A 20,516-nucleotide genomic window follows, 5' to 3' on the forward strand; every position below is an offset into this window, starting at 1 on the left:
TAAGCCGTCGCACGCGATCCAACAAAGCTCGCGGCCGCACGGCCTTGCTATGAGCCTTCGATGCATCGCCACCTCCGCGACGATCCTTCCTTAGCGACGACGACGCTGCGCCCGACGCTGGTGCTGGGCGGCGCGCGCTCCGGCAAGTCGCGGTTCGCCGAGCAACTGATTGAATCCACAGGGCTGGCGCGGTTCTATCTCGCCACCGCGACCGCCGGCGACGACGCCGAGATGGTGGCGCGGATCGCGCATCACCGCACACAGCGCGGCTGCGGCTGGACCACCATCGAGGAACCGCAGGCGGTGGTCGAGACGCTGGCGCGCGAAGCCGGTCCCGGCCGCGCCGTGCTGGTCGATTGCCTGACGCTGTGGCTCGCCAATCTGATGTACGCCGACCGCGACGTTGCCAGGGCCTCGCGCGACCTCGCCGACTATCTGCGCGATGCCGCGCAGCCGATCGTGCTGGTGTCGAACGAGATCGGGCTTGGCCTGGTGCCGGAGACGCCGCTCGGCCGCGACTTCCGCGACGCCCAGGGCCGGCTCAACCAGATCGTCGCTGCCGCCGTTCCCAACGTCGTTTTCATCGCCGCAGGCTTGCCGCTGTGGCTCAAACGCTCACCCGCAGGAGAGCCATCCGCATGACCGCATCCACCGACGACGAGGACAATCTGCGCCACGCCGAGAAGGCCAAGAAGCACAAGGCGGTGCGCGACAAGATGATGGCCGGCAAGATCGGCGAGAAGGGCCTCTTGATCGTCCACACCGGCACCGGCAAGGGCAAGACCTCGGCGGCGCTCGGCATGGTGTTCCGCCATATCGGCCACGGCATGCCGGTCGGCGTGGTGCATTTCACCAAGTCGCAGAAATGGGACACCGGCGAAGCCAAGTTGCTGTCGAAATTTCCCGAACTGGTGACGCTGCACATCATGGGCGAGGGCTTCACCTGGGAGACCCAGGACCGCGCCCGCGACATCGCCGCCGCCCGCGCCGGCTGGGAGCGCGCCAAGGAACTGATCCGCGACCACCGCCACCGCATGGTGCTGCTCGACGAACTCAACATCGTGCTGCGCTACGACTATCTGCCGCTCGACGAGGTTCTGGCCTTCCTGCGCGACGAAAAGCCGGCCGACAAGCACGTCGTCATCACCGGCCGCAATGCCAAGCCGGAACTGATCGAGCTCGCCGATCTGGTCACCGAGATGACGCTGGTGAAACATCCGTTCCGCGCCGGCGTCAAAGCCCAGAAGGGCGTGGAGTTTTAGCGCGATGATGTTCTGCTCCGCAGGCGTAAAGCGCACGGCTTCACCTCTCCCCGCTTGCGGGGAGAGGTCGACCCGGCGGAGCGCAGCGAAGCCGGGTCGGGTGAGGGGGCGTCTCAATTGATCACAACCTCACCAACCCCCTCACCCCAACCCTCTCCCCGCAAGCGGGGAGAGGGAGCGCGCCGTCATCGGAGCAACTGATTTGACCACCACCACCCCCGCGCTGATGATCCAGGCTACCGGCTCCAACGCCGGCAAGTCGACGCTGGTCGCCGGCCTCGCGCGTGCGCTGGTGCGCCGCGGGCTGAAAGTAGCGCCGTTCAAATCGCAGAACATGTCGAACAACGCCGCGGTGGCGGTTGACGGCGGCGAGATCGGCCGCGCGCAGGCGGTGCAGGCCCGCGCCGCGCGATTGCCGCCGAGCGTGCACATGAACCCGGTGCTGCTGAAGCCGCAGACCGACACCGGCGCGCAGATCATCGTGCAGGGCCAACGCTGGGGCGTGCTCGGCGCCAGGAACTATCTCGACAAGAAGGCGGCGCTTTTGCCGTTCGTGCTGGATAGTTTCGCGAAGCTCGCCCGCGACGCCGACATCGTGCTGGTCGAAGGCGCCGGCAGCCCCGCCGAGATCAATCTGCGCAAAGGCGACATCGCCAATATGGGCTTTGCCGAAGCCGCCAATGTGCCGGTGCTGCTCGCCGGCGACATCGACCGCGGCGGCGTCATCGCCAGCCTCGCCGGCACGCATCTGGTGCTGCAGCCCGACGAGCGCGCCCGCATCCAGGGCTTCATCATCAACAAGTTTCGCGGCGACCCGCGGCTGTTCGACCAGGGCCTCGTCGCGATCACCAAGCTGACCGGCTGGCCGTCGCTCGGCGTGGTGCCGTGGCTGCCGCAGGCGGCGCTATTGCCGGCCGAGGACGCCGTGGATCTGAACCGCGCGCATCAATCGACCGCGACACGTATCATCGCGGTGCCGGTGCTGGCGCGGATCGCCAATTTCGACGACCTCGATCCGTTGGGGCAGGAGCCTGGCGTGAAACTGATCTTCGTGCCGCCGGGCCAGCCGATCCCCGGCAATGCCGACGTGGTGATCCTGCCTGGTAGCAAATCCACGCTCGGCGATCTGGCGTTCCTGCGCGCGCAGGGCTGGGATATCGACATCGCCGCGCATCTGCGTCGCGGCGGTCATGTGCTTGGATTGTGCGGCGGCTATCAGATGCTGGGCAAGATGATTGATGATCCGGACGGCGTCGACGGCCCGGCCGGCACGGTGCCGGGGCTCGGCCTGCTTGATATCAGCACGACCATGACCGGCGACAAATCCACCACGCTTGTGTCAGGCGTACATTGCGACAGCGGTGCCGCGATCCAAGGTTACGAGATTCACCTCGGCCGCAGCGACGGCGCCGATTGCGCGCGGCCGTTCCTCACCATCGATGGTCGGTCCGATGGTGCTGCGTCGCGCGACGGCCGTGTGCAAGGCACTTACGTGCACGGGCTGTTTGGCGGCGACGCGTTCCGCAAGGCCTGGCTGGCGCGGCTCGGCATCGCCTCGACGCTGGCTTACGAATCGCAGATCGAGACCGCGCTCGACGCGCTGGCCGATCATCTGGAGACTCATCTTGATATCGACGCGATCCTCGCGATCGCGCGCAGCCGTCACAGCAGCAATGCCAGCGCCGCGTAAAGCACAGCCTCGAAGCCGCAGGCCGCCGCCATCAGCCGCAGCGCGCGGCCGATGTCGTGGGGTGTAGCATCGTGCCGTGCTTCTGCATTGAGAAACGGATCTTCGACCAGGCCCTCGGCATAGCGCCGCGGCCCGGCCAGCGCCACGCCGAGTGCGCCGGCCATCGCCGCCTCCGGCCAGCCGGCATTCGGCGAGCGATGTTTTGGCGCATCGCGCAGCATCACCTTGAACGCCTTACTGATCGATCCTTTCGCGAGTGGCGCCGCGAGCGCGATCAGCACGCCGGCCAGCCGCGCCGGAATGAGGTTGACCAGATCGTCGAGCCGCGCCGCCGCCCAGCCGAACGAATAGTAGCGCGCGCTGCGATGGCCGATCATCGAGTCCGCGGTGTTGATCGCCTTGTAGGTGATCAGTCCCGGCAATCCGAACAGCGCCAGCCAGAACACCGGCGCCACCACGCCGTCGGAAAAATTCTCCGCGCAGGATTCGATCGCCGCGCGCGACACCCCGGCCTCGTCGAGTTGCTCGGGATCGCGCCCGACGATCATCGCCACCGCCCGCCGCGCCGCCGTGAGCCCGCCGCTGCCGAACGCCTCGCGGACTCGGGCGACGTGCTGATACAGACTCCGCTGCGCGATCAGCGTCGAGGCGAGCAATCCGAGCCAGAAAACGCTGCCCCAGGTTTGCCACAAGATTTTCTGCAGCAAAAACCCGGTGCTGGCGGCGACCGTCACCAGCACGATCACGGCGATGATACCGGCGAGCTTGCGCAACGCCGAGGACCAATGCTCGCGATTGAGCGAGCGGTCGAGCCAGCCGATCAGCGCGCCGATCCACACCACCGGATGCGCGACGCGGCGCCACAGCCAATCCGGATCGCCGATCAGCGCATCGAAGATCAGCGCCGTCAGCACGATCAGCAAGGCATCCTGCGAGATCAGCATCTCAAATTCCCTGCATTCGACTCACGTGATCGGTTGCCGCAGCCTTATCACAACGGCCGCGGGCTCTCGCGCTTTGTCGCGGATGATGGCATGAGGCGGCGATGAAACACGGCGGCGATTTGACCGAAGCGATGGCGCGCCACGGCGGCGCGCCGCAGCAATGGCTTGATCTCTCCACCGGCATCAATCCGTGGCCGTGGCCGATTCCTGTTATCAGCGACGAAGCCTGGCAGCGGCTGCCGTCGCGCGCCGACGCGGCCGCGCTGATCGACGCGGCCCGCACGGCCTATGGCGTGCCCGCTGCGACGTCGATCGTCGCGGCGTCCGGCACCCAGTCGCTGATCCAGTGGCTGCCTCATCTCGCTACGCCCGGGCCGGTCGCGATCGTGGGTCCGACCTACAGCGAGCACGCGAGCGCGTGGCGCAGCGCCGGCCGCGAGGTGATCGCGATCGGCGATATCAGCGAACTGCCGCAACAGGCGCGCCATGCGGTGATCGTCAACCCGAACAATCCCGACGGCCGCATCGTCGATCGCGCGACGCTCGCGGCCGCAGCACGCCTGCTGCAGCCCCGCGGCGGCTGGCTGGTGATCGACGAAGCCTTCGCCGATGTGACGCCGGAGATCACCGCGAGCGCGCTGTGCGCCGATTTGCCGATCGTGATCCTGCGCTCGTTCGGCAAGTTCTACGGCCTCGGCGGCTTGCGGCTCGGCTTTGCGCTGGCCGCGCCATCGATCGCCGATCGGATCCAGGCTGCGATGGGGCCGTGGTGCTGCTCGGGTCCGGCGCTGCAGATCGGCGCCGCGGCGCTCTGCGACCACGTCTGGGCCGAAGCGACCCGCGCGGCGTTGGCGCGGCAGGCCGCGCGGCTCGACGCAATCCTGCGCAACGCCGGGCTCGAGCTGATCGGCGGCACCGCGCTGTATCGATTGACGCGGCACCGCGAGGCCGTGCGCATTCATGCCGCGCTGGCGCAACAGCAGATCTGGTGCCGTCGCTTCGACTGGGCGAACGATTTGCTGCGATTCGGCCTGCCGCCGGACGACGCCGCGCTGGATCGGCTGGCGGCTGCGCTCAGCGACCGGCGCTAACCCTCCCGGCCGACGCGGTCCCACCCCGCGCTGTCGTCGTGCCCCGCCCACCTCGTTGAACCTCAGCTTCGACATGTTCCGTCATACGCCTTGGGCCTGGCGGTGATAGGCGAAAGACCCGCTGCCGCCCCGCGATTCGCGCCCCGGTGAAATTTCGGTGGCCGTGCAGCGGGCGATTGCGCATAAAGCACGGCGTCACGGTGTGACCAACCACAATATTTTGGGGGATATTTGCGTTTCGAATTGCCGGTGCAGCGGCTGACGCAGCCGCACAGTGAGGATCGTGGCGCGGTGCGGCGCGCGGGTCTCATCATCCTTTGCCTGGTGGTGCTGCGGCTGGTGGTGGCCGCCACCACGCCTTTGACGTTCGACGAAGCCTATTACTGGACCTGGTCGAAGACTCTGGCCGGCGGCTATTACGATCATCCGCCGATGGTCGCGGTGATGATCCGGCTCGGCACGCTGCTCGCCGGCGACACCGAGTTCGGCGTTCGTCTGGTCGGGGTGCTGCTGGCCCTGCCGACCAGCTGGGCGGTGTATCGCAGTGGTGCGATCCTGTTCGGCTCGGCGCGCGTCGGCGCCACCGCGGCGATTCTGTTCAACACCACGATGATGGCCTGGCTCGGCACCATCATGGCGACGCCGGACGTCCCGCTGATGCTGGCGTCGAGCCTCGTGCTATGGTCGTTGGCCAAGCTCATCCAGACCGGGCGTGGCGCGTGGTGGCTTGCGGTCGGTGCCGCGGTCGGCGCGGCGCTGCTGTCGAAATACAATGCGCTGTTCCTCGGCCCGACCCTGCTGATCTGGATGATCGCGGTCGCCGATCTGCGGCGCTGGTTGCGCTCGCCGTGGCCCTACCTCGGTGGCCTGGTGGCGCTGCTGCTGTTTTCGCCGACGCTGATCTGGAACGCGCAGCACGAGTGGGCGTCGTTCCTCAAGCAGTTCGGCCGCGTCGGCGCCGATGAATTCCGCCCGCGCTATCTGCTCGGCCTGCTGGCGGGCCAATTCGTCGTGATGACGCCCGCGGTGGCGATCCTCGGCTTCAGCGGCCTGTTGGCGCTGGCGCGCGGGCTGCCGGGATTGCGCGGCGCCGCGACGCTGCTGCACGCCACGATCTGGGTGGTGGTGGCTTATTTCGCCGTGCACGCGCTGCACGAAGAGGTGCATCCGGACTGGCTGTGTCAGATCTATCCGGCGCTGGCGATCGCGGCCGCAGTGGCGGTCGAGCGAACCGAGTGGCGGCCGCGATGGCAGCGCTTCGTCGATTTTCTCGGCCGCTGGGCGGTGCCCGGCAGCGTGGCGATGGTCGCGCTGATCGTGCTGCAATTGCACAGCGGCGTGCTCAGCGGCTATCGCAACGAAGAGGGCGTCCGCCTGGTCGGCGTTGGCTTTCCCGAGGTGGCGCGGCAGATCGAGCAACTGCGCGTCCGCCTCGGCGCCAGTTGCATTCTGGCGACCGACTACGGCACCACCAGCTGGCTGATGTTCTATCTGCCGCCGGGCAGTTGCGTGGCGCAGCATTTCGAGCGGATCCGCTGGGCCAATGCCAAGGAGCCGGATGCCGCGCAGCTGAACGGCAAGCTGCTGTTCGTCGGCCGCGACTCCTATCAGCACTGGCTTCACCCCTGGCTCGTGCAAGCCTTCGCGAGCGTCGACCGCGTGGCCGACGTCTCGCGCATGCGTGGACCGACGGTGATCGAGACCTATCGCGTCGACCTGCTGGACGGCGCGAGAGGTGATATTCTGCTGCGATGGCCGCCGCCGGAGTTGATCCGGCGCCGCGGTCTCTGATCTAATGGCGTCGCTTTCGATTTCGCCAGGAAGGACACGCCGTTGAAGTCGCTCGGAGCGATGCTGCTGCTCGCGCTCGCCGTTTTCGCCTATGGCCTGTATGCCGATATCACCATGACGCGTTGCGTCCGCGGCAGCCTGACGTCGGCGTTGGGCTTGTGCGCGAAGGGCTGATCCGCCACGGCTGGTGCCGGGGCGCGTTCCGGCGTGAGCCGCCGGTGGCGCAACTCCGATTCCATGGAGTCGTAGTTTTCAAGACAGGGCAGAATTCGGCAGGACCGCCATGGGCGACAGCGATCCGTTTTACGGCAGCATCGCGGTGTTTCGCGGCTTTGGCAGTCTGATGGAGCCGTCGCTCTACGCGGCGCTGCCCGATGACTGGACGATTGGCGTCGCCGATATCGTGGATTCCACCGCAGCGATCGCGCAGCAACGTTACAAGGCGGTCAACATCGCCGGCGCCGCGGTGATAGCAGCGGTGAAGAACGCGCTGTGCGGCCGGGATTTTCCCTTTGTGTTCGGCGGCGACGGCGCCAGCTTCGCGGTGCCGCCGCGCGATGTCGACGCGGCGCGTGCTGCGCTCGCGGCGACCGCGACGTGGGTCGATGCCGAACTGCAATTGACGATGCGGGTGGCGCTGGTCCCGATGTCCGAGATCAGAGCGCGCGGCCTCGATGTGCGGGTGGCGCGGTTCGCGCCGTCGGACAACGTGTCTTACGCGATGTTCACCGGCGGCGGTGTCGGATGGGCCGAGGCCGCGATGAAGCGCGGCGAATTTGCGGTGCCGGTCGCGCCGCCGGGCACCGCGCCCGATCTCAGCGGACTGTCCTGCCGGTTCGAGGAAATGGCCTCGGTGCGCGGGGTGATCCTGTCGGTGCTGGTGGTGCCGATGCCGGATGCCGATCCGGCGGCGTTTCGCGCGCTGATCGAACAACTGATTCTGCAGGTCGAGCGAAGTCCAGACGCCGGGCGGCCGGTGCCGGCGCGCGGCCCACCGACGCGCTGGCCGCCGCGGGGATTCGATTTCGAGGCGCGCGCCGCCCGCGGTGGATCGCTATGGGCGCGCCGCGCCGCGGTGCTGACGCAGACCCTTGCGGCCTATCTGATCATGCGCTTCGGCCTCAGCGTCGGCGGCTTCGTGCCGTCGACCTATCTGCGGCAATTGGTGGAGAATTCCGACTTCCGCAAATACGATGACGGCCTGCGCATGATCCTGGATTGCACGGAGGAATTGGCCGACGCGCTGGAGCGGCGATTGTCGGCTGCGGCGGCCGAAGGCGTCGCAAGCTATGGCCTGTCGCGACAGGACGCCGCGATGATGACCTGCTTCACGCCCTCGGCGCTGCAGGGCGATCACGTGCATTTCATCGATGGCGCGCGAGGAGGTTATGCGTCCGCGGCGGTCGGGCTGAAGGCGATGCAGGCGTGAGGCGCCGCTATTTGCCCGCGCGGGTCCAGGCCTCGCCGCCGCACAACGCGCCGACGCAGCCTTCGACCTTCAGCGTGCCGGGGCCGGTCGCCGAGAGGCTGCTCTCATAGGTCTTGCCGTCATCGGCGTTGTAGATGTGACCCGACCATTTGCCCGGCGCCGACGGCCGCATGTCGTTGAAGATCTGCAATCCGATCACCGGGCGCTGAGCGCGCGCCGGATCCGGATTCTTGTCGTCGATCGCCGGCTTGCCGGTGGCGCGATCGATCGGATCCCTGAGCCAGACCACGGTGCCGCACAACGCCGCGCCGCATTTGGCGATCTTCACCCGGGCGTCGCCGGCCTGGGTCAGCCACACGCCGGTCGGCGCGCCGGGGCTTTGAGCGTGGGCGTTCGGTGCAGGGGCCAGTGTCGCCAGTAAAACCGCAACGAAACCAAATCGACCCATCATCAATGCCTCCCAGGCAATTTCAGGCCAGCCAATGCCAGTCATGGAAAGGATTGCGCGAAACCACGCCAAGTCCCACGTTCGCAATTGCGAGGGGATGGTTGTGGATACCAAAAAACCAGATTTGTGCAATGACATTGACGCGAACGGCGTTCAACTTATCCGCATCGCAGCCGCGCGCGCGATTATGTGAAGGGGCCACGTTGTCGCGGCCCGTTCACTGGCCCCAGCGGGTGAAGCGCACCGCGGCGGCGGTGCACAGTCCGAACATCACCATCGCCACAGCGACCAGCACGAACAGCATCCAGGCCGGCGCCGCGAGCGCGCTCAAGACCCAGCCGCCGACGCCGACCAGCAGCAGACGTAGCGTCGAGGCGAGCACAGGTCCGCCGACCTTGGCGGCGCCTTGCGAGGAAAAATACAGACAGACGCCGAGGCCGAAAAAACAGAACACCGGACCGGCCCAGGCGAAATAAGAACTGGCCGCGGCGGTGACGGCCGGATTGCTGGTGAACAGCGACACCCACAGCGACGGCCAGATCGCCACCAGCCATCCGACCGCGCCGACGCCGAGCGCGGAGGTCGCGCCCGCGGTCCATGCTACCCGTCGCGCCCGCGCCACGTCGCCGGCGCCGATCGCCATGCCGACCATCGGCACCGAGGCCACGCCGACCGCGAAGGCAATCGGAATCAGCAGAAATTCCAGTCGCGATCCGATGCCGTAACCGGCCAACACCTCGGTGCCGAAGCCGGCGAGAATCTTGGTGAAGATCAGGATCGTCAGCACGGTCTGCAGCGGCGACAGGCACGACACCGCGCCGACTTTCAGAATGTCGACGAACATCGCGCGCTGAAACGTGAACGAGGAAAATTGCAGGCTGAGCCGGCCGCGACCGCTGACCAGGTACCAGATCAGGAACAGCGCCGCGAGCGAGAAGCCGAGCAATTGCCCGCAGGCGACGCCTTGCATGCCGAGTTGCGGCATGCCGAACAGCCCGAGGCCGAGCACGCCGCCGACGACGATCTGAATCGCCGCGGCGGCCAGGATGGTCATCGCCGGCAGTTTCATGTCGCCGGTGCCGCGCAGCACCGAGGCCAGCGTATTGACCATCCAGATCGAGATCGCGCCGGAAAACAGCACGTGGGAATAGCCGCAGGCTTCCGCGAGCACTTCGCCGCGACCGCCGAGCAGCACATAGAACGAGCGGCCGAACAGCAGCATCACCAGCGTGAACAGGAGGCCGCCACAGGCGCCGATGATCGCCGCATGCAGCGCCAGCACCGCCGCGCGCTCGCGATTGCCGGCGCCGAGCGCGCGGCTGATCGCCGAGGAGACGCCGCCGCCCATCGCGCCGGCCGACATCATCTGGGTCAGCATCGCGAACGGAAACACCAGCGCGATCGCCGCCAGCGGTGCGAGGCCGAGCCGGCCGATATAGGAGGTCTCGGCCACCGCGATCAGCGCGCTGCCGAGCATCGCGATGGAATTGGGGATCGCCAGCCGCAGCAGCGTCGGCAGGATCGGCGCGGTCAACAGCCCGTTCGCCGGCGCGGCCTGCAGCGGGACGCTCAGCGGCAGCTCGAGGCTCATGCGCGTCTCCCAGGGCCGTCGTCGACCGGCGATCTTATAAATGATGATCGACATATTATGCGAGTTGCCGCGCGAGCGCCAGTCCCCCTCGCGCGACCCCTGCGTCGCACGCATTCGGCCAATCCGCCGCGGCGGATGGTCAATGCTCGAATCCGATGTCACAGTGGAAAAAATATCTCAGGTGAGGAAACATCATGCGGGCAGCCCAACTCGGCGCATTGCAGCGCTGGTCGATTTTGGCCGGCGCCGCCATCCTGCTCAGCCTGGCGATGGGGATGCGGCAGAGCTTCGGGTTGTTCCAGCCCTCGGTCATTCGCGACATCGGCATCACCTCGGCGGATTTCTCGCTCGCCACCGCGCTGCAGAACGTGGTCTGGGGCGTCACCCAGCCCTTCGTCGGCATGTTCGCCGATCGCTACGGCACGCGCTATGTGATGCTCGGCGGCGTGCTGATCTATGCCGCAGGGCTGGTGTTGATGATGGTCGCGACCTCGGCGCTGGTGTTTACGCTGGGCGCCGGCTTCTGCGTCGGGCTGGCGCTGTCCTGCACCGCCTCCAGCCTGACCATGACGGTGACCTCGCGCACGGTGTCGGCCGCCAAGCGCAGCGTCGCGATGGGCGCGGTCTCAGCGGTGGGCTCGCTCGGACTGGTGATCGCCTCGCCGCTGGCGCAGACGCTGATCTCGACCTCCGGCTGGAAGGTGGCGCTGATCGGCTTTCTCGGCCTGGTGGCGGTGATGCTGCCGTCGGCGTTTTTCGCCGGTCGCTCCGACAAAATCGAAATCGACAAGGCCGACGACAGCGAGCAGTCGCTCGGCAGCGTGATGCAATCCGCGCTCGGCCATTCCGGCTTCGTGGTGATGTCGCTGGCGTTCTTCGTCTGCGGGTTGCAATTGGTGTTCATCACCACGCATCTGCCGAACTATCTGGATATTTGCGGGCTCGATCCGTCGCTCGGCGCCACCGCGCTCGCCATCATCGGGCTGTTCAACGTGATCGGCTCCTATATCTGCGGTTGGCTCGGCGGCCGCTATCCGAAGCAGCTGCTGCTCGGCGGGATCTACATCATCCGCTCGGTGGCGCTCGGCGCGTATTTCTATTTTCCGGCCTCGGCCGCCTCCACCATGGTGTTCGCCGCGGTGATGGGCTCGCTGTGGCTGGGCGTGGTGCCGCTGGTCAACGGCCTGGTGGCGCAACTGTTCGGGCTGCGCTTCATGGCGACACTGGCCGGCGTCGCCTTCCTCAGCCATCAGGCCGGCTCGTTCCTCGGCGCCTGGGGCGGCGGAATGATCTACGACCGGCTCGGCAGCTACGACGCGGCGTGGCAGGCGGCGGTGCTGATCGGACTGATCGCCGGGGTGTTTCAGATGCTGATGAATGTGCGGCCGCCGCAGCGTCGCGAGGCGCTCGGTGGCGCGGTGGTCAATGCGGCGTGAGTGATCGCGCCGGTATCTTTGTGAAGCTCGCCGCGCTCGCGCGTTGCGTTTGACGGCGACGCGCATGTCTTGATCGCGACTTTGAATCTTCGCACACAAATGCTTATGATTTGCAGCGGGAACCATTTATAACGGTTCCAGTTAAGACGTGACTCCCATCACTGTGGAATGGACCCATGACCTTCACGCTGCCCGACCTGCCTTATGCCTATGACGCGCTCGCGCCGTATATGTCGAAAGAAACACTCGAATACCATCACGACAAGCATCACCAGGCCTATGTCACCAACGGAAACAACCTGCTGAAGGGCACCGAATTCGAGGGCAAACCGCTCGAGGAGGTCGTCAAAGGCTCGTTCGGAAAGAATGCGCCGTTGTTCAACAACGCCGCGCAGCACTACAACCACATCGAATTCTGGAAGTGGATGAAGCCCAACGGCGGCGGCGACAAACTGCCGGGCCGGCTGGAAAAGAAGATCACCGAGGATCTCGGTGGCCTGGAAAAATTCAAGACCGATTTCGCCGCCGCCGGCGTCGGCCAGTTCGGCTCCGGCTGGGCCTGGCTGTCGGTCAGCAAGGACGGCAAGCTGGAAATCACCAAGACCCCGAACGGTGAGAATCCGCTGGTGCACGGCGGCACGCCGCTGCTCGGCGTCGACGTCTGGGAGCACTCCTACTACATCGACTACCGCAACAAGCGCCCGGATTATCTCAAGGCCTTCGTCGATCACCTGATCAACTGGGATTACGTCGACGAATTGTTCTCCAAGGTCTGATCTGACATCATCATTGAAGCAAAGGCGGCAGCGCGCGCTGCCGCCTTTGCTATGTGCGCAAGCTGCGCGCGAGGCTGCGAATGCCGCGCTTTACCCCGCCCGCGCCGGCTTGTCGCGGTAGCGCAGATGGAACGCGCAGCCGCAGCCCGGCGGGTGCGACGCCACGTCGGCGACGTCGGTGTTGACCTCGGGCGGCTCGCTCGGCGCCAGCGGCGGCGTCGCCGCGGCGCGGTCCGGGATGTAGTTCAACACCGGGGCGAGCCAGCGCTCGGCCTCGGCCACGCTCCAGCCCTTGCGGGTCGCGTAGTCCGCGACCTGGTCGCGCTCGATCTTGCCGACGCCGAAGTAGAAGCTCTCCGGATGGCCGAAATACAGCCCCGAGACCGAGGAGCCCGGCCACATCGCAAAGCTCTCGGTGAGCGTCACGCCGGCGTTGACCTCGGCATCGAGCAGCGCAAACAACGTGGCCTTCTCGGTATGATCGGGCTGCGCCGGATAGCCCGGCGCCGGGCGGATACCCTGATATTTTTCCGCGATCAGTTCGTCGGTCGTCAGCTTCTCGTCCGGCGAGGTGCCCCAGAATTCGGTGCGCACCCGATGATGCATCCGTTCGGCGAAGGCTTCGGCGAGGCGGTCGGCCAGCGCCTTGGCGAGGATTGAGGAGTAATCGTCGTTGGCGGCCTTGAACTTGTCGGCGATGACGTCCTCGCCGATCCCGGCGGTGACCACGAAGGCGCCGATGTAGTCGGCGACGCCGGAACCAACCGGCGCGATGAAGTCCGAAAGGGCTGCGTTGAAGCGGCCCTCGCGCTTCTCCAACTGCTGACGCAGCGTGTGCAGCGTGGTGATCGAGCTCTGCCGGCTGTCGTCGGCATAGACGATGATGTCGTCGCCCACGGCGTTGGCCGGCCAGAAGCCGATGGTCGCCCTGGCGGTGAACCAGTTCTCGGCGACGATCCGCTCCAGCATCGCTCTCGCGTCGACGTAGAGCGCTCGCGCGGCTTCGCCGACTTTTTCGTCGTCAAGAATCGCCGGGAAACGCCCGGCCAATTCCCAGGCCTGGAAGAACGGCGTCCAGTCGATGTAGTCGACCAACTCGGCGAGCGGATAGTTGCTGAAGCTCTTGACGCCGAGGAATGACGGCTTCGCCGGCTTCGTCTTCGCCCAGTCGAGCTTGACGGCGTTGCCGCGGGCATCGCCGAGCTTCAGCCGCTTCTTGTCGGCCTGGGCGCGGGCGTGCGCCGCAGAGATCTTTTGATATTCGGCGCGGATCTCCGCCGCATAGGCGTCGCGGCGATCCGGCGCCAGCAGCGAGGAGGCGACGCCGACCGCGCGGCTGGCGTCATGGACGTGCACCACCGCGCCATCGGGATAGTTGGCGTCGATCTTCACCGCGGTATGCACCCGGCTGGTGGTGGCGCCGCCGATCAATAGCGGCATGGTTAGCCCGTTGCGCTGCATTTCCGAGGCGAGGAAGCTCATCTCGTCGAGCGACGGCGTGATCAGGCCGGAAAGGCCGATGATGTCGGCGCCCTCGCGCTTGGCGGCCTCGATGATCTTCGCCGCCGGCACCATCACGCCGAGGTCGACCACTTCGAAATTGTTACACTGCAGCACGATCGCGACGATGTTCTTGCCGATGTCGTGGACGTCGCCCTTCACCGTGGCAATCACGATCTTGCCGGCGTTCTTGCGGCCGTCGCCGGTGATGCCGGCGGCGAGATTGTCGGCCTTTTCCTTCTCCATGAACGGCATCAGATAGGCCACCGCCTGCTTCATGACGCGGGCGGATTTCACCACCTGCGGCAGAAACATCTTGCCGTCGCCGAACAGGTCGCCGACCACGTTCATGCCGGCCATCAGCGGGCCTTCGATGACGTGCAGCGGCCGCGCCACGGTGAGCCGCGCGGCCTCGGTGTCGGCCTCGATATATTCGGTGATGCCGTGCACCAGCGCGTGGCTGAGCCGCTTCTCCACCGGCCAGTCGCGCCAGGCCAGATCCTGCTCCTTGGTCTGCTTTTCCTTGCCGCGATATTTTTCGGCAAGCTGCAACAGCCGCTCGGAGGCGCCGGGGTCGCGGTTGAGGATGACGTCCTCGCAGGTCTGGCGCAGCTCGGGGTCGATGTCGTCATAGACAATCATCTGCCCGGCATTGACGATGCCCATGTCCATGCCGGCCTTGATGGCGTGATACAAAAACACCGAATGCATCGCCTCGCGCACCGGCTCGTTGCCGCGGAACGAGAACGACAGATTGGAGACGCCGCCGGAAATATGCGCGTGCGGCAAATTCTTGCGGATCCAGCGCGCGGCTTCGATGAAATCGACGCCGTAGTTGTTGTGCTCTTCGAGCCCGGTGGCGATCGCGAATACGTTGGGATCGAAGATGATGTCTTCGGGCGGGAAGTTCAGCTGGCCGACCAGGATGTCGTAGGCGCGTTTGCAGATTTCGGTCTTGCGCGCGAAGGTGTCGGCCTGGCCCTGTTCGTCGAACGCCATCACCACCACGGCGGCGCCGTGCCGCCGCGCGATCTGCGCCTCGTGAATGAATTTGGCTTCGCCTTCCTTCATCGAGATCGAGTTGACCACCGGCTTGCCCTGCAGGCATTTCAACCCGGCCTCGATCACCGCGAATTTCGAAGAATCCACCATCACCGGGACCCGGGCGATGTCGGGTTCGGCGGCGACCAGGTTGAGGAACGTCACCATCGCGGCTTCGGAATCCAGCAGACCCTCGTCCATGTTGACGTCGATGATCTGCGCGCCGTTCTCGACCTGGTCGCGCGCCACCTGCAATGCTGCGTCGTAATCACCGGCGGTGATCAGCTTGCGGAATCGCGCCGAGCCGGTGACGTTGGTGCGCTCGCCGACATTGACGAAGGGAATGTCCGCGGTGAGTTCGAACGGCTCCAGCCCCGATAGCCGCAGCCGCGGTTCGATCGTCGGCACGATGCGCGGCTTGTAGGGGGCGACCGCTTGGGCGATCGCCGCGATATGGTCCGGCGTGGTGCCGCAGCAGCCGCCGACGATGTTGACGAGGCCGTCGCGGGCGAATTCGCCGACCAGGCGCGCCATGAACTCAGGCGTTTCGTCGTACTGGCCGAACTCGTTGGGCAGCCCGGCGTTCGGATAGGCGCAGATCAGCGTGTCGGCGACCCGGCCGATGTCGGCGATGTGGCCGCGCATGTCCTCGGCGCCGAGCGCGCAGTTGAAGCCGATGGTGATCGGCTTGGCGTGGCGTACCGAATTCCAGAATGCTTCCGGCATTTGTCCCGACAACAGGCGGCCGGACTTGTCGGTGATGGTGCCGGAGATCATCACCGGCACGTCGATGCCGCGCGCCTCGGCGATTTCGGCGATGGCATACAGTGCCGCCTTGGCGTTCAGGGTGTCGAAGATGGTCTCGACCAGCAACAGATCGGCGCCGCCGTCGAGCAGGCCGTTGATCTGCTCGGCATAGGCCAGCCGCAGATCGTCGAAGGTGACGGCGCGGTAGCCGGGATTGCCGACGTCGGGCGAGATCGAGGCGGTGCGGTTGGTCGGGCCGATCGAGCCGGCGACGAAGCGCGGCTTGCCGTCCTCGGCTTCGACCAGCTTGGCGGCGTTGCGCGCCAGCCGCGCGCCCTCAAAGCTCATCTCATAGGCGATGTCGGAGAGGTCGTAATCGGCCTGCGCGATCGAGGTCGAGGAAAACGTGTTGGTGGCGACGATGTCGGCGCCGGCGCGCAGATATTGCGCGTGAATGTTTTCGATCGCCTGCGGCTGGGTCAGGATCAACAGGTCGTTATTGCCGCGCAGGTCGCGATGGAAATTATGATAGCGCTCGCCGCGGAACGCCGCCTCGTCGAGCTGCAATTGCTGGATCATGGTGCCCATGGCGCCGTCGAGCACCAGGATGCGCTCGCGGGCGAGCGCGAGCAGGGCGGTGCGCTGGGCCGAGATCGGAGTGGTCATATCAGGCTGCTTTCCGTGCGCCGTTCGGCCGAAAGCCGAGCAGGTGGCTGATCGCGAACACCAGGTCCGCGCGGTTCATGGTGTAGAAGTGGAAACTGTCGACGCCGTGCTTGGCGAGCTTTTGCACCTGGCCTGCGGCGACGGTCGCCGCCACCAGTTTCCTCGTGTCCGGATCGTCGTCGAGGCCTTCGAATTTTTCCGCGAACCAGGCCGGGATGCTGGTGCCGGTGCGCGCGGCGAAGTTGGCGGCCTGCTTGAAACTCTGCACCGGCAGGATGCCGGGCACGATCGGGATGCTGATGCCGCGCGCCCGCACCCGGTCGAGGTAGCGCAGATACAGCTCGTTGTCGAAGAAGCACTGGGTGATGGCGCGGGTGGCGCCGGCGTCGATCTTGGCCTGCAGCATGTCGATATCGGCGTCGAAGTTGGCGCTTTCCGGATGCTTCTCCGGATAGGCCGACACCGTGACCTCGATGTCGGCGTAGCGGCGCTTGATCGCGGCGACGAGGTCATAGGAGTGCTGATAGCCCTGCGGATGCGCGGCGTAGCTGTTGCCGAGTCCGCTCGAAGGGTCGCCGCGCAACGCCACGATGTGGCGGACGCCGACCTCGTGATAGCGCGCCACGACGTCGTCGACGTCGGCCTTCGGCGCGTCGACGCAGGTCAGATGCGCCGCCGGGGTCAGGCTGGTCTCATTGAGCAGGCGGGCGATGGTGGCGTGGGTGCGCTCGCGGGTCGAGCCGCCGGCGCCGTAGGTCACCGAGACGAAATTCGGGGCGAGCGGCGCCAGCCGGCTGATCGCCTCCCACAGCGTGCGCTCCATCTCCTCGGTCTTCGGCGGAAAGAATTCGAAGGAAATCGCCGGGCGGGTCGCGGGCATTAGCTCGGTCATGTCTCGTCAGGCTCCGTTATGCCGCGTTCGAGCGGGATGCTCACGTCGAGCGTCCGCGCCCGCTGCTGTCGCGCAATGGTTGCCAATTTAGGACGAAGCGTCGCCGCGGCCTAGCCCACGATGGGCTGATTTCGAATGGGAAATTGCCCATCAGACTTCATTCGGGTCCTTCAAAAAGTCGATTGACGGCGCCGGTGGGCGAAAAGATGGGAGGCGCTCGGCCCGCGAAGGCGGTCTTTTTGTTCTGCAAATACAGTGCCTTTAGAGGTCTCACGCAGCGCGGTGCCAGTTGTTTCTTCGTCAATCTCGCTGGTGGGCAAGGCCACATAGCGTCGCGTTCATGCCATTTGGCCCACATTTCCAGAAGAACGACGAACAAGCTGGCCGCAAGCTGCCGCGGGGCTGCTCTGCTCGGCCGGGGCCATTGCGGTCGGAGCGTCGTGCATTAATTTGGCATCATGACACCTCTTTCCATTCTCGATTTGTCGGTGGTCACCACCGGCACCAAACCCGCCGCGGCGCTGCGCAACAGCATCGACCTGGCCCAGCACGCCGACCGCCTCGGCTATTCGCGCTATTGGCTGGCCGAGCATCACAGCCTGTCGTCGGTGGCGAGTCCGGCGCCCGACATCATGATCGGGCAGATTGCCGCGGTGACCACTAAGATCCGGGTCGGCTCCGGCGGCGTGATGCTGCCGAACCACGCGCCTTTGGTGATCGCCGAGCGCTTCAAGATGCTGGAGGCGCTGTTTCCCGGCCGCATCGATCTCGGCCTCGGTCGTGCCCCCGGCACCGACCAGGCCACCGCGCACGCGCTGCGGCGCCGGCTCGACGTCCGCGAGGGTGATGATTTCCTGGAGCGGCTGCAGGAATTGACGCTGTGGGAGACCCGCGAGTTTCCGCCCGGCCACCCTTACAACAACGTCGTCGCGATGCCGGACGATGCGCCGCTGCCGCCGATCTTTTTGCTTGGCTCGAGCGACTACAGTTCGGAACTGGCCGCGCAGGTCGGCATGGGCTTCGCCTTCGCGCATCATTTCGCGTCTTACGATGCGGTCGCGGCGCTGACCGACTATCGCCGCTCGTTCCAGCCGTCGCGCTGGCGGCGGGCGCCGCATGCCATTCTGGCGGTGGCGGCTGTGGTCGCCGAAACCGACGCCGAGGCGGAGCGGCAGGCATCGTCGATGGATCTCAACCGGCTGCTGCGTAATCGCGGTCAGTATCTGCCGTTGCCCAGCATCGAGGAGGCGCTGGCCTATCCCTACAGCGAGCGCGACCGCGCGCTGATCGCGCGCGACCGCGAGAAGCTGTTCGTCGGCGCTCCGGCGACGGTGATGGCCGCGCTGCAGCCGATGATCGAGGCGAGCCGCGCCGACGAGCTGATGGTGATCACCGCGACCTTCGACCACGAGGCGCGCAAGCGGTCGTATGGGCTGCTGGCGGAGGCGTTTGGTCTCGGTAAGCGCGCCGCGGCGTAAGCCGGGGCGCCAAGCCACGCGCTGTCAGCTCTGCGTCTCGCTGAAGGTCGCCCGGAACGGGTGCGCCGGATAGACGCCGACGATGCGGAATTCGCGCGAGAAGAATTTCAGCTCATCGAGCGCGAAGGCGAGGTTGCGGTCCTCGGGGTGGCCGTCGACGTCGGCGTAGAACTGCGTGGCGAAGAAATTGCCGTCGACCATGTAGCTCTCGAGCTTGGTCATGTTGACGCCGTTGGTGGCGAAGCCGCCCATCGCCTTGTACAGCGCCGCCGGCAGGTTGCGCACCCGGAACACAAAACTGGTGACCAGCGGGCCGGAGCCCGGCGGCGCCCAGCGCGGCTCGCGCGCCAGCATCACGAAGCGCGTGGTGTTGTGGGTTTCGTCCTCGACGTTCTCGGCGAGAATATCCAGCCCGTAGATCTGCGCCGCCAGCGGCGAGGCGATCGCCGCACAGCTCAGATCGCCGCGCTCGGCGACAATCCGCGCCGAGCCCGCGGTGTCGCCGGCGACGATCGGCTTGAAGCAGAATTTGCGGATGATGCGGCGGCATTGCCCGAGCGCGTGGACGTGGCTTTCCACGCTCTTGATCCCGGCGAGCGTGGCGCCGCGCGGCGCCATCAGCTGGTGATGGATCGGCAGAAACCATTCGCCGACGATGAACAGGTTGGACTGCGGCAGCAGATAGTGAATGTCGGCGACGCGGCCGGCGACGGAGTTCTCGATCGGGATCATGCCGAGATCGGCCTCGCCGGAACTGATCGCCGACAACGCATCCTCGAAGGTGGCGCAGGGCAACGGGTCGGCGGTCGGAAAGGCCTCGACGATCGCCAGATGCGAGTTGGCGCCGGGTTCGCCCTGGAAGGCAATCTTCAAAGTCTTTGTCATTGCGCCTTGTACCAATCGTTCAGATCTTTGCCAGTGCGGCTAAACTTTGAGTCAGGAGCCCAGCACGCGCCGCGCGGTCTCCAGATCCGCCGCGGTGTCGACGCCGCGCGGCACCGCGTCGACGATGCCGACGTCGATCCGCATCCCGGCCTCCAGCGCGCGCAGCTGTTCGAGCTTTTCGCGCTGCTCGAGCGGCGAGGGCGGCAGGGCGACGAAGCGCTGCAGCGCCGCGCGCCGATAGGCGTAGAGTCCGATGTGGTGATAGCGCGGGCCATCGCCCCATGGCGCGGTGGCGCGGGTGAAGTACAGCGCGCGCAACCGCCGGTCGCCGAGCGGCGAGCCGATCACCTTGACCACGTTGGGGTTGAGGCTCTCTTCCTCGGTATGGATCTCGGCCGCCAGCGTCGCGATGTCGACGGCGGGATCGGCGAGCGGCCCCAGCACCGCGCGAATGTTGTCGGGCTGAATGGTCGGAAAATCGCCCTGCAGGTTGACCACGGTTTCGATCGCGCCGTCGGGGTCCAGCGTGCTCAGCGCCTCGAAGATGCGGTCCGAACCGGAGGGATGGTCGGCCCGCGTCATCACCACCTGGCCGCCATGCGCGGTCACCACGTCGGCGATCTCGGCGGTGTCGGTGGCCACAGCCACCGCGCCGATCGCCGCGGCTTCCGCCCGGCGCAGCACATGCACGATCATCGGCAGCCCGGCGATGTCCATCAGCGGTTTGCCCGGCAGCCGCGTCGCGGCCATGCGGGCAGGAATCAGCACCAGCGTTTTGGTCTCGGTCATGGGATTGTGGATCTGGACCGTGCCGCAGGTGAACCTGAAGCCGCCGAACGCGTTGAAAAC

At 66.3% G+C, this 20,516-nt stretch carries 17 protein-coding genes; 10 read left to right on the plus strand and 7 right to left on the minus strand.

Annotated features, from left to right (window positions below; genetic code table 11):
* The first annotated feature begins 60 nt into the window (after nt 1-60).
* The 3 genes from cobU (at nt 61) to HNR60_RS10285 (ending at nt 2,952) form a co-directional block, all read left to right on the plus strand.
* Nucleotides 61-642, plus strand: a complete 582-nt coding sequence (cobU, locus tag HNR60_RS10275) for a bifunctional adenosylcobinamide kinase/adenosylcobinamide-phosphate guanylyltransferase (protein ID WP_184257051.1) — start codon at nt 61-63, stop codon at nt 640-642.
* Nucleotides 639-1,262, plus strand: coding sequence for a cob(I)yrinic acid a,c-diamide adenosyltransferase (gene cobO, locus HNR60_RS10280; protein WP_184257053.1), 624 nt, complete (start codon nt 639-641; stop codon nt 1,260-1,262). Before cobU ends, cobO begins: the two co-directional genes overlap by 4 nt.
* A 226-nt stretch (nt 1,263-1,488) precedes the next feature.
* Nucleotides 1,489-2,952, plus strand: a complete 1,464-nt coding sequence (locus HNR60_RS10285) for a cobyric acid synthase (protein WP_184257136.1) — start codon at nt 1,489-1,491, stop codon at nt 2,950-2,952.
* On the opposite strand, the gene cbiB is transcribed toward HNR60_RS10285, so the two are convergent.
* Complete coding sequence (cbiB, locus tag HNR60_RS10290; protein WP_184257055.1) at nt 2,925-3,896, minus strand: adenosylcobinamide-phosphate synthase CbiB; 972 nt, start codon at nt 3,894-3,896, stop codon at nt 2,925-2,927. The genes HNR60_RS10285 and cbiB overlap by 28 nt on opposite strands.
* Before the next feature lie 101 nt (nt 3,897-3,997).
* On the opposite strand from cbiB, the gene cobD reads away from it, so the two are divergent.
* From cobD to HNR60_RS10305, 4 genes are all read left to right on the plus strand, one after another.
* On the plus strand, nt 3,998-4,987 hold the full coding sequence (cobD, locus tag HNR60_RS10295) for a threonine-phosphate decarboxylase CobD (RefSeq protein WP_184257057.1): 990 nt from the start codon (nt 3,998-4,000) through the stop codon (nt 4,985-4,987).
* Nucleotides 4,988-5,218: 231 nt separating this feature from the next.
* Nucleotides 5,219-6,778: a glycosyltransferase family 39 protein gene (locus HNR60_RS10300; RefSeq protein WP_430694908.1), complete on the plus strand. Its 1,560-nt coding sequence runs from the start codon at nt 5,219-5,221 to the stop codon at nt 6,776-6,778.
* 42 nt (nt 6,779-6,820) lie between these two features.
* A complete protein-coding gene (locus HNR60_RS24340; RefSeq protein WP_283810634.1) occupies nt 6,821-6,952 on the plus strand; it encodes a hypothetical protein in 132 nt (43 codons plus the stop codon).
* A 109-nt stretch (nt 6,953-7,061) separates the two neighbouring features.
* Entirely contained in the window at nt 7,062-8,207 is a 1,146-nt protein-coding gene (locus tag HNR60_RS10305; RefSeq protein WP_184257059.1) for a DUF3095 domain-containing protein, read from the plus strand.
* 7 nt (nt 8,208-8,214) lie between these two features.
* Here the strand turns inward: HNR60_RS10305 and HNR60_RS10310 are convergent, their stop codons facing one another.
* Entirely contained in the window at nt 8,215-8,658 is a 444-nt protein-coding gene (locus tag HNR60_RS10310; protein WP_184257061.1) for a DUF2147 domain-containing protein, read from the minus strand.
* A 214-nt stretch (nt 8,659-8,872) separates the two neighbouring features.
* On the minus strand, nt 8,873-10,246 hold the full coding sequence (locus HNR60_RS10315) for an MATE family efflux transporter (protein WP_184257063.1): 1,374 nt from the start codon (nt 10,244-10,246) through the stop codon (nt 8,873-8,875).
* A gap of 194 nt (nt 10,247-10,440) precedes the next feature.
* Here HNR60_RS10315 and HNR60_RS10320 point away from each other — a divergent pair, with 194 nt between their 5' ends.
* Nucleotides 10,441-11,682, plus strand: a complete 1,242-nt coding sequence (locus HNR60_RS10320) for an MFS transporter (protein WP_184257065.1) — start codon at nt 10,441-10,443, stop codon at nt 11,680-11,682.
* Between the two features lie 176 nt (nt 11,683-11,858).
* On the plus strand, nt 11,859-12,458 hold the full coding sequence (locus tag HNR60_RS10325; RefSeq protein WP_184257067.1) for a superoxide dismutase: 600 nt from the start codon (nt 11,859-11,861) through the stop codon (nt 12,456-12,458).
* A gap of 90 nt (nt 12,459-12,548) precedes the next feature.
* Here HNR60_RS10325 and metH read toward each other — a convergent pair whose 3' ends face one another.
* Nucleotides 12,549-16,412: a methionine synthase gene (metH, locus tag HNR60_RS10330; RefSeq protein WP_184257069.1), complete on the minus strand. Its 3,864-nt coding sequence runs from the start codon at nt 16,410-16,412 to the stop codon at nt 12,549-12,551.
* Between the two features lies 1 nt (nt 16,413).
* On the minus strand, nt 16,414-17,304 hold the full coding sequence (gene metF / locus HNR60_RS10335) for a methylenetetrahydrofolate reductase [NAD(P)H] (RefSeq protein WP_184257071.1): 891 nt from the start codon (nt 17,302-17,304) through the stop codon (nt 16,414-16,416).
* A 458-nt stretch (nt 17,305-17,762) separates the two neighbouring features.
* On the opposite strand from metF, the gene HNR60_RS10340 reads away from it, so the two are divergent.
* A complete protein-coding gene (locus HNR60_RS10340; RefSeq protein ID WP_184257073.1) occupies nt 17,763-18,782 on the plus strand; it encodes an LLM class flavin-dependent oxidoreductase in 1,020 nt (339 codons plus the stop codon).
* A 24-nt stretch (nt 18,783-18,806) separates the two neighbouring features.
* On the opposite strand, the gene HNR60_RS10345 is transcribed toward HNR60_RS10340, so the two are convergent.
* Both HNR60_RS10345 and HNR60_RS10350 read right to left on the minus strand, forming a co-directional pair.
* On the minus strand, nt 18,807-19,667 hold the full coding sequence (locus tag HNR60_RS10345; protein WP_184257075.1) for a prephenate dehydratase: 861 nt from the start codon (nt 19,665-19,667) through the stop codon (nt 18,807-18,809).
* A gap of 51 nt (nt 19,668-19,718) precedes the next feature.
* On the minus strand, nt 19,719-20,456 hold the full coding sequence (locus tag HNR60_RS10350) for a 3-deoxy-manno-octulosonate cytidylyltransferase (protein WP_184257077.1): 738 nt from the start codon (nt 20,454-20,456) through the stop codon (nt 19,719-19,721).
* Between the last annotated feature and the right edge of the window lie 60 nt (nt 20,457-20,516).

The sequence above is a fragment of the Rhodopseudomonas rhenobacensis genome (genome assembly GCF_014203125.1).
In the GTDB taxonomy this organism is placed as follows: Bacteria; Pseudomonadota; Alphaproteobacteria; order Rhizobiales; family Xanthobacteraceae; genus Rhodopseudomonas_A; species Rhodopseudomonas_A rhenobacensis.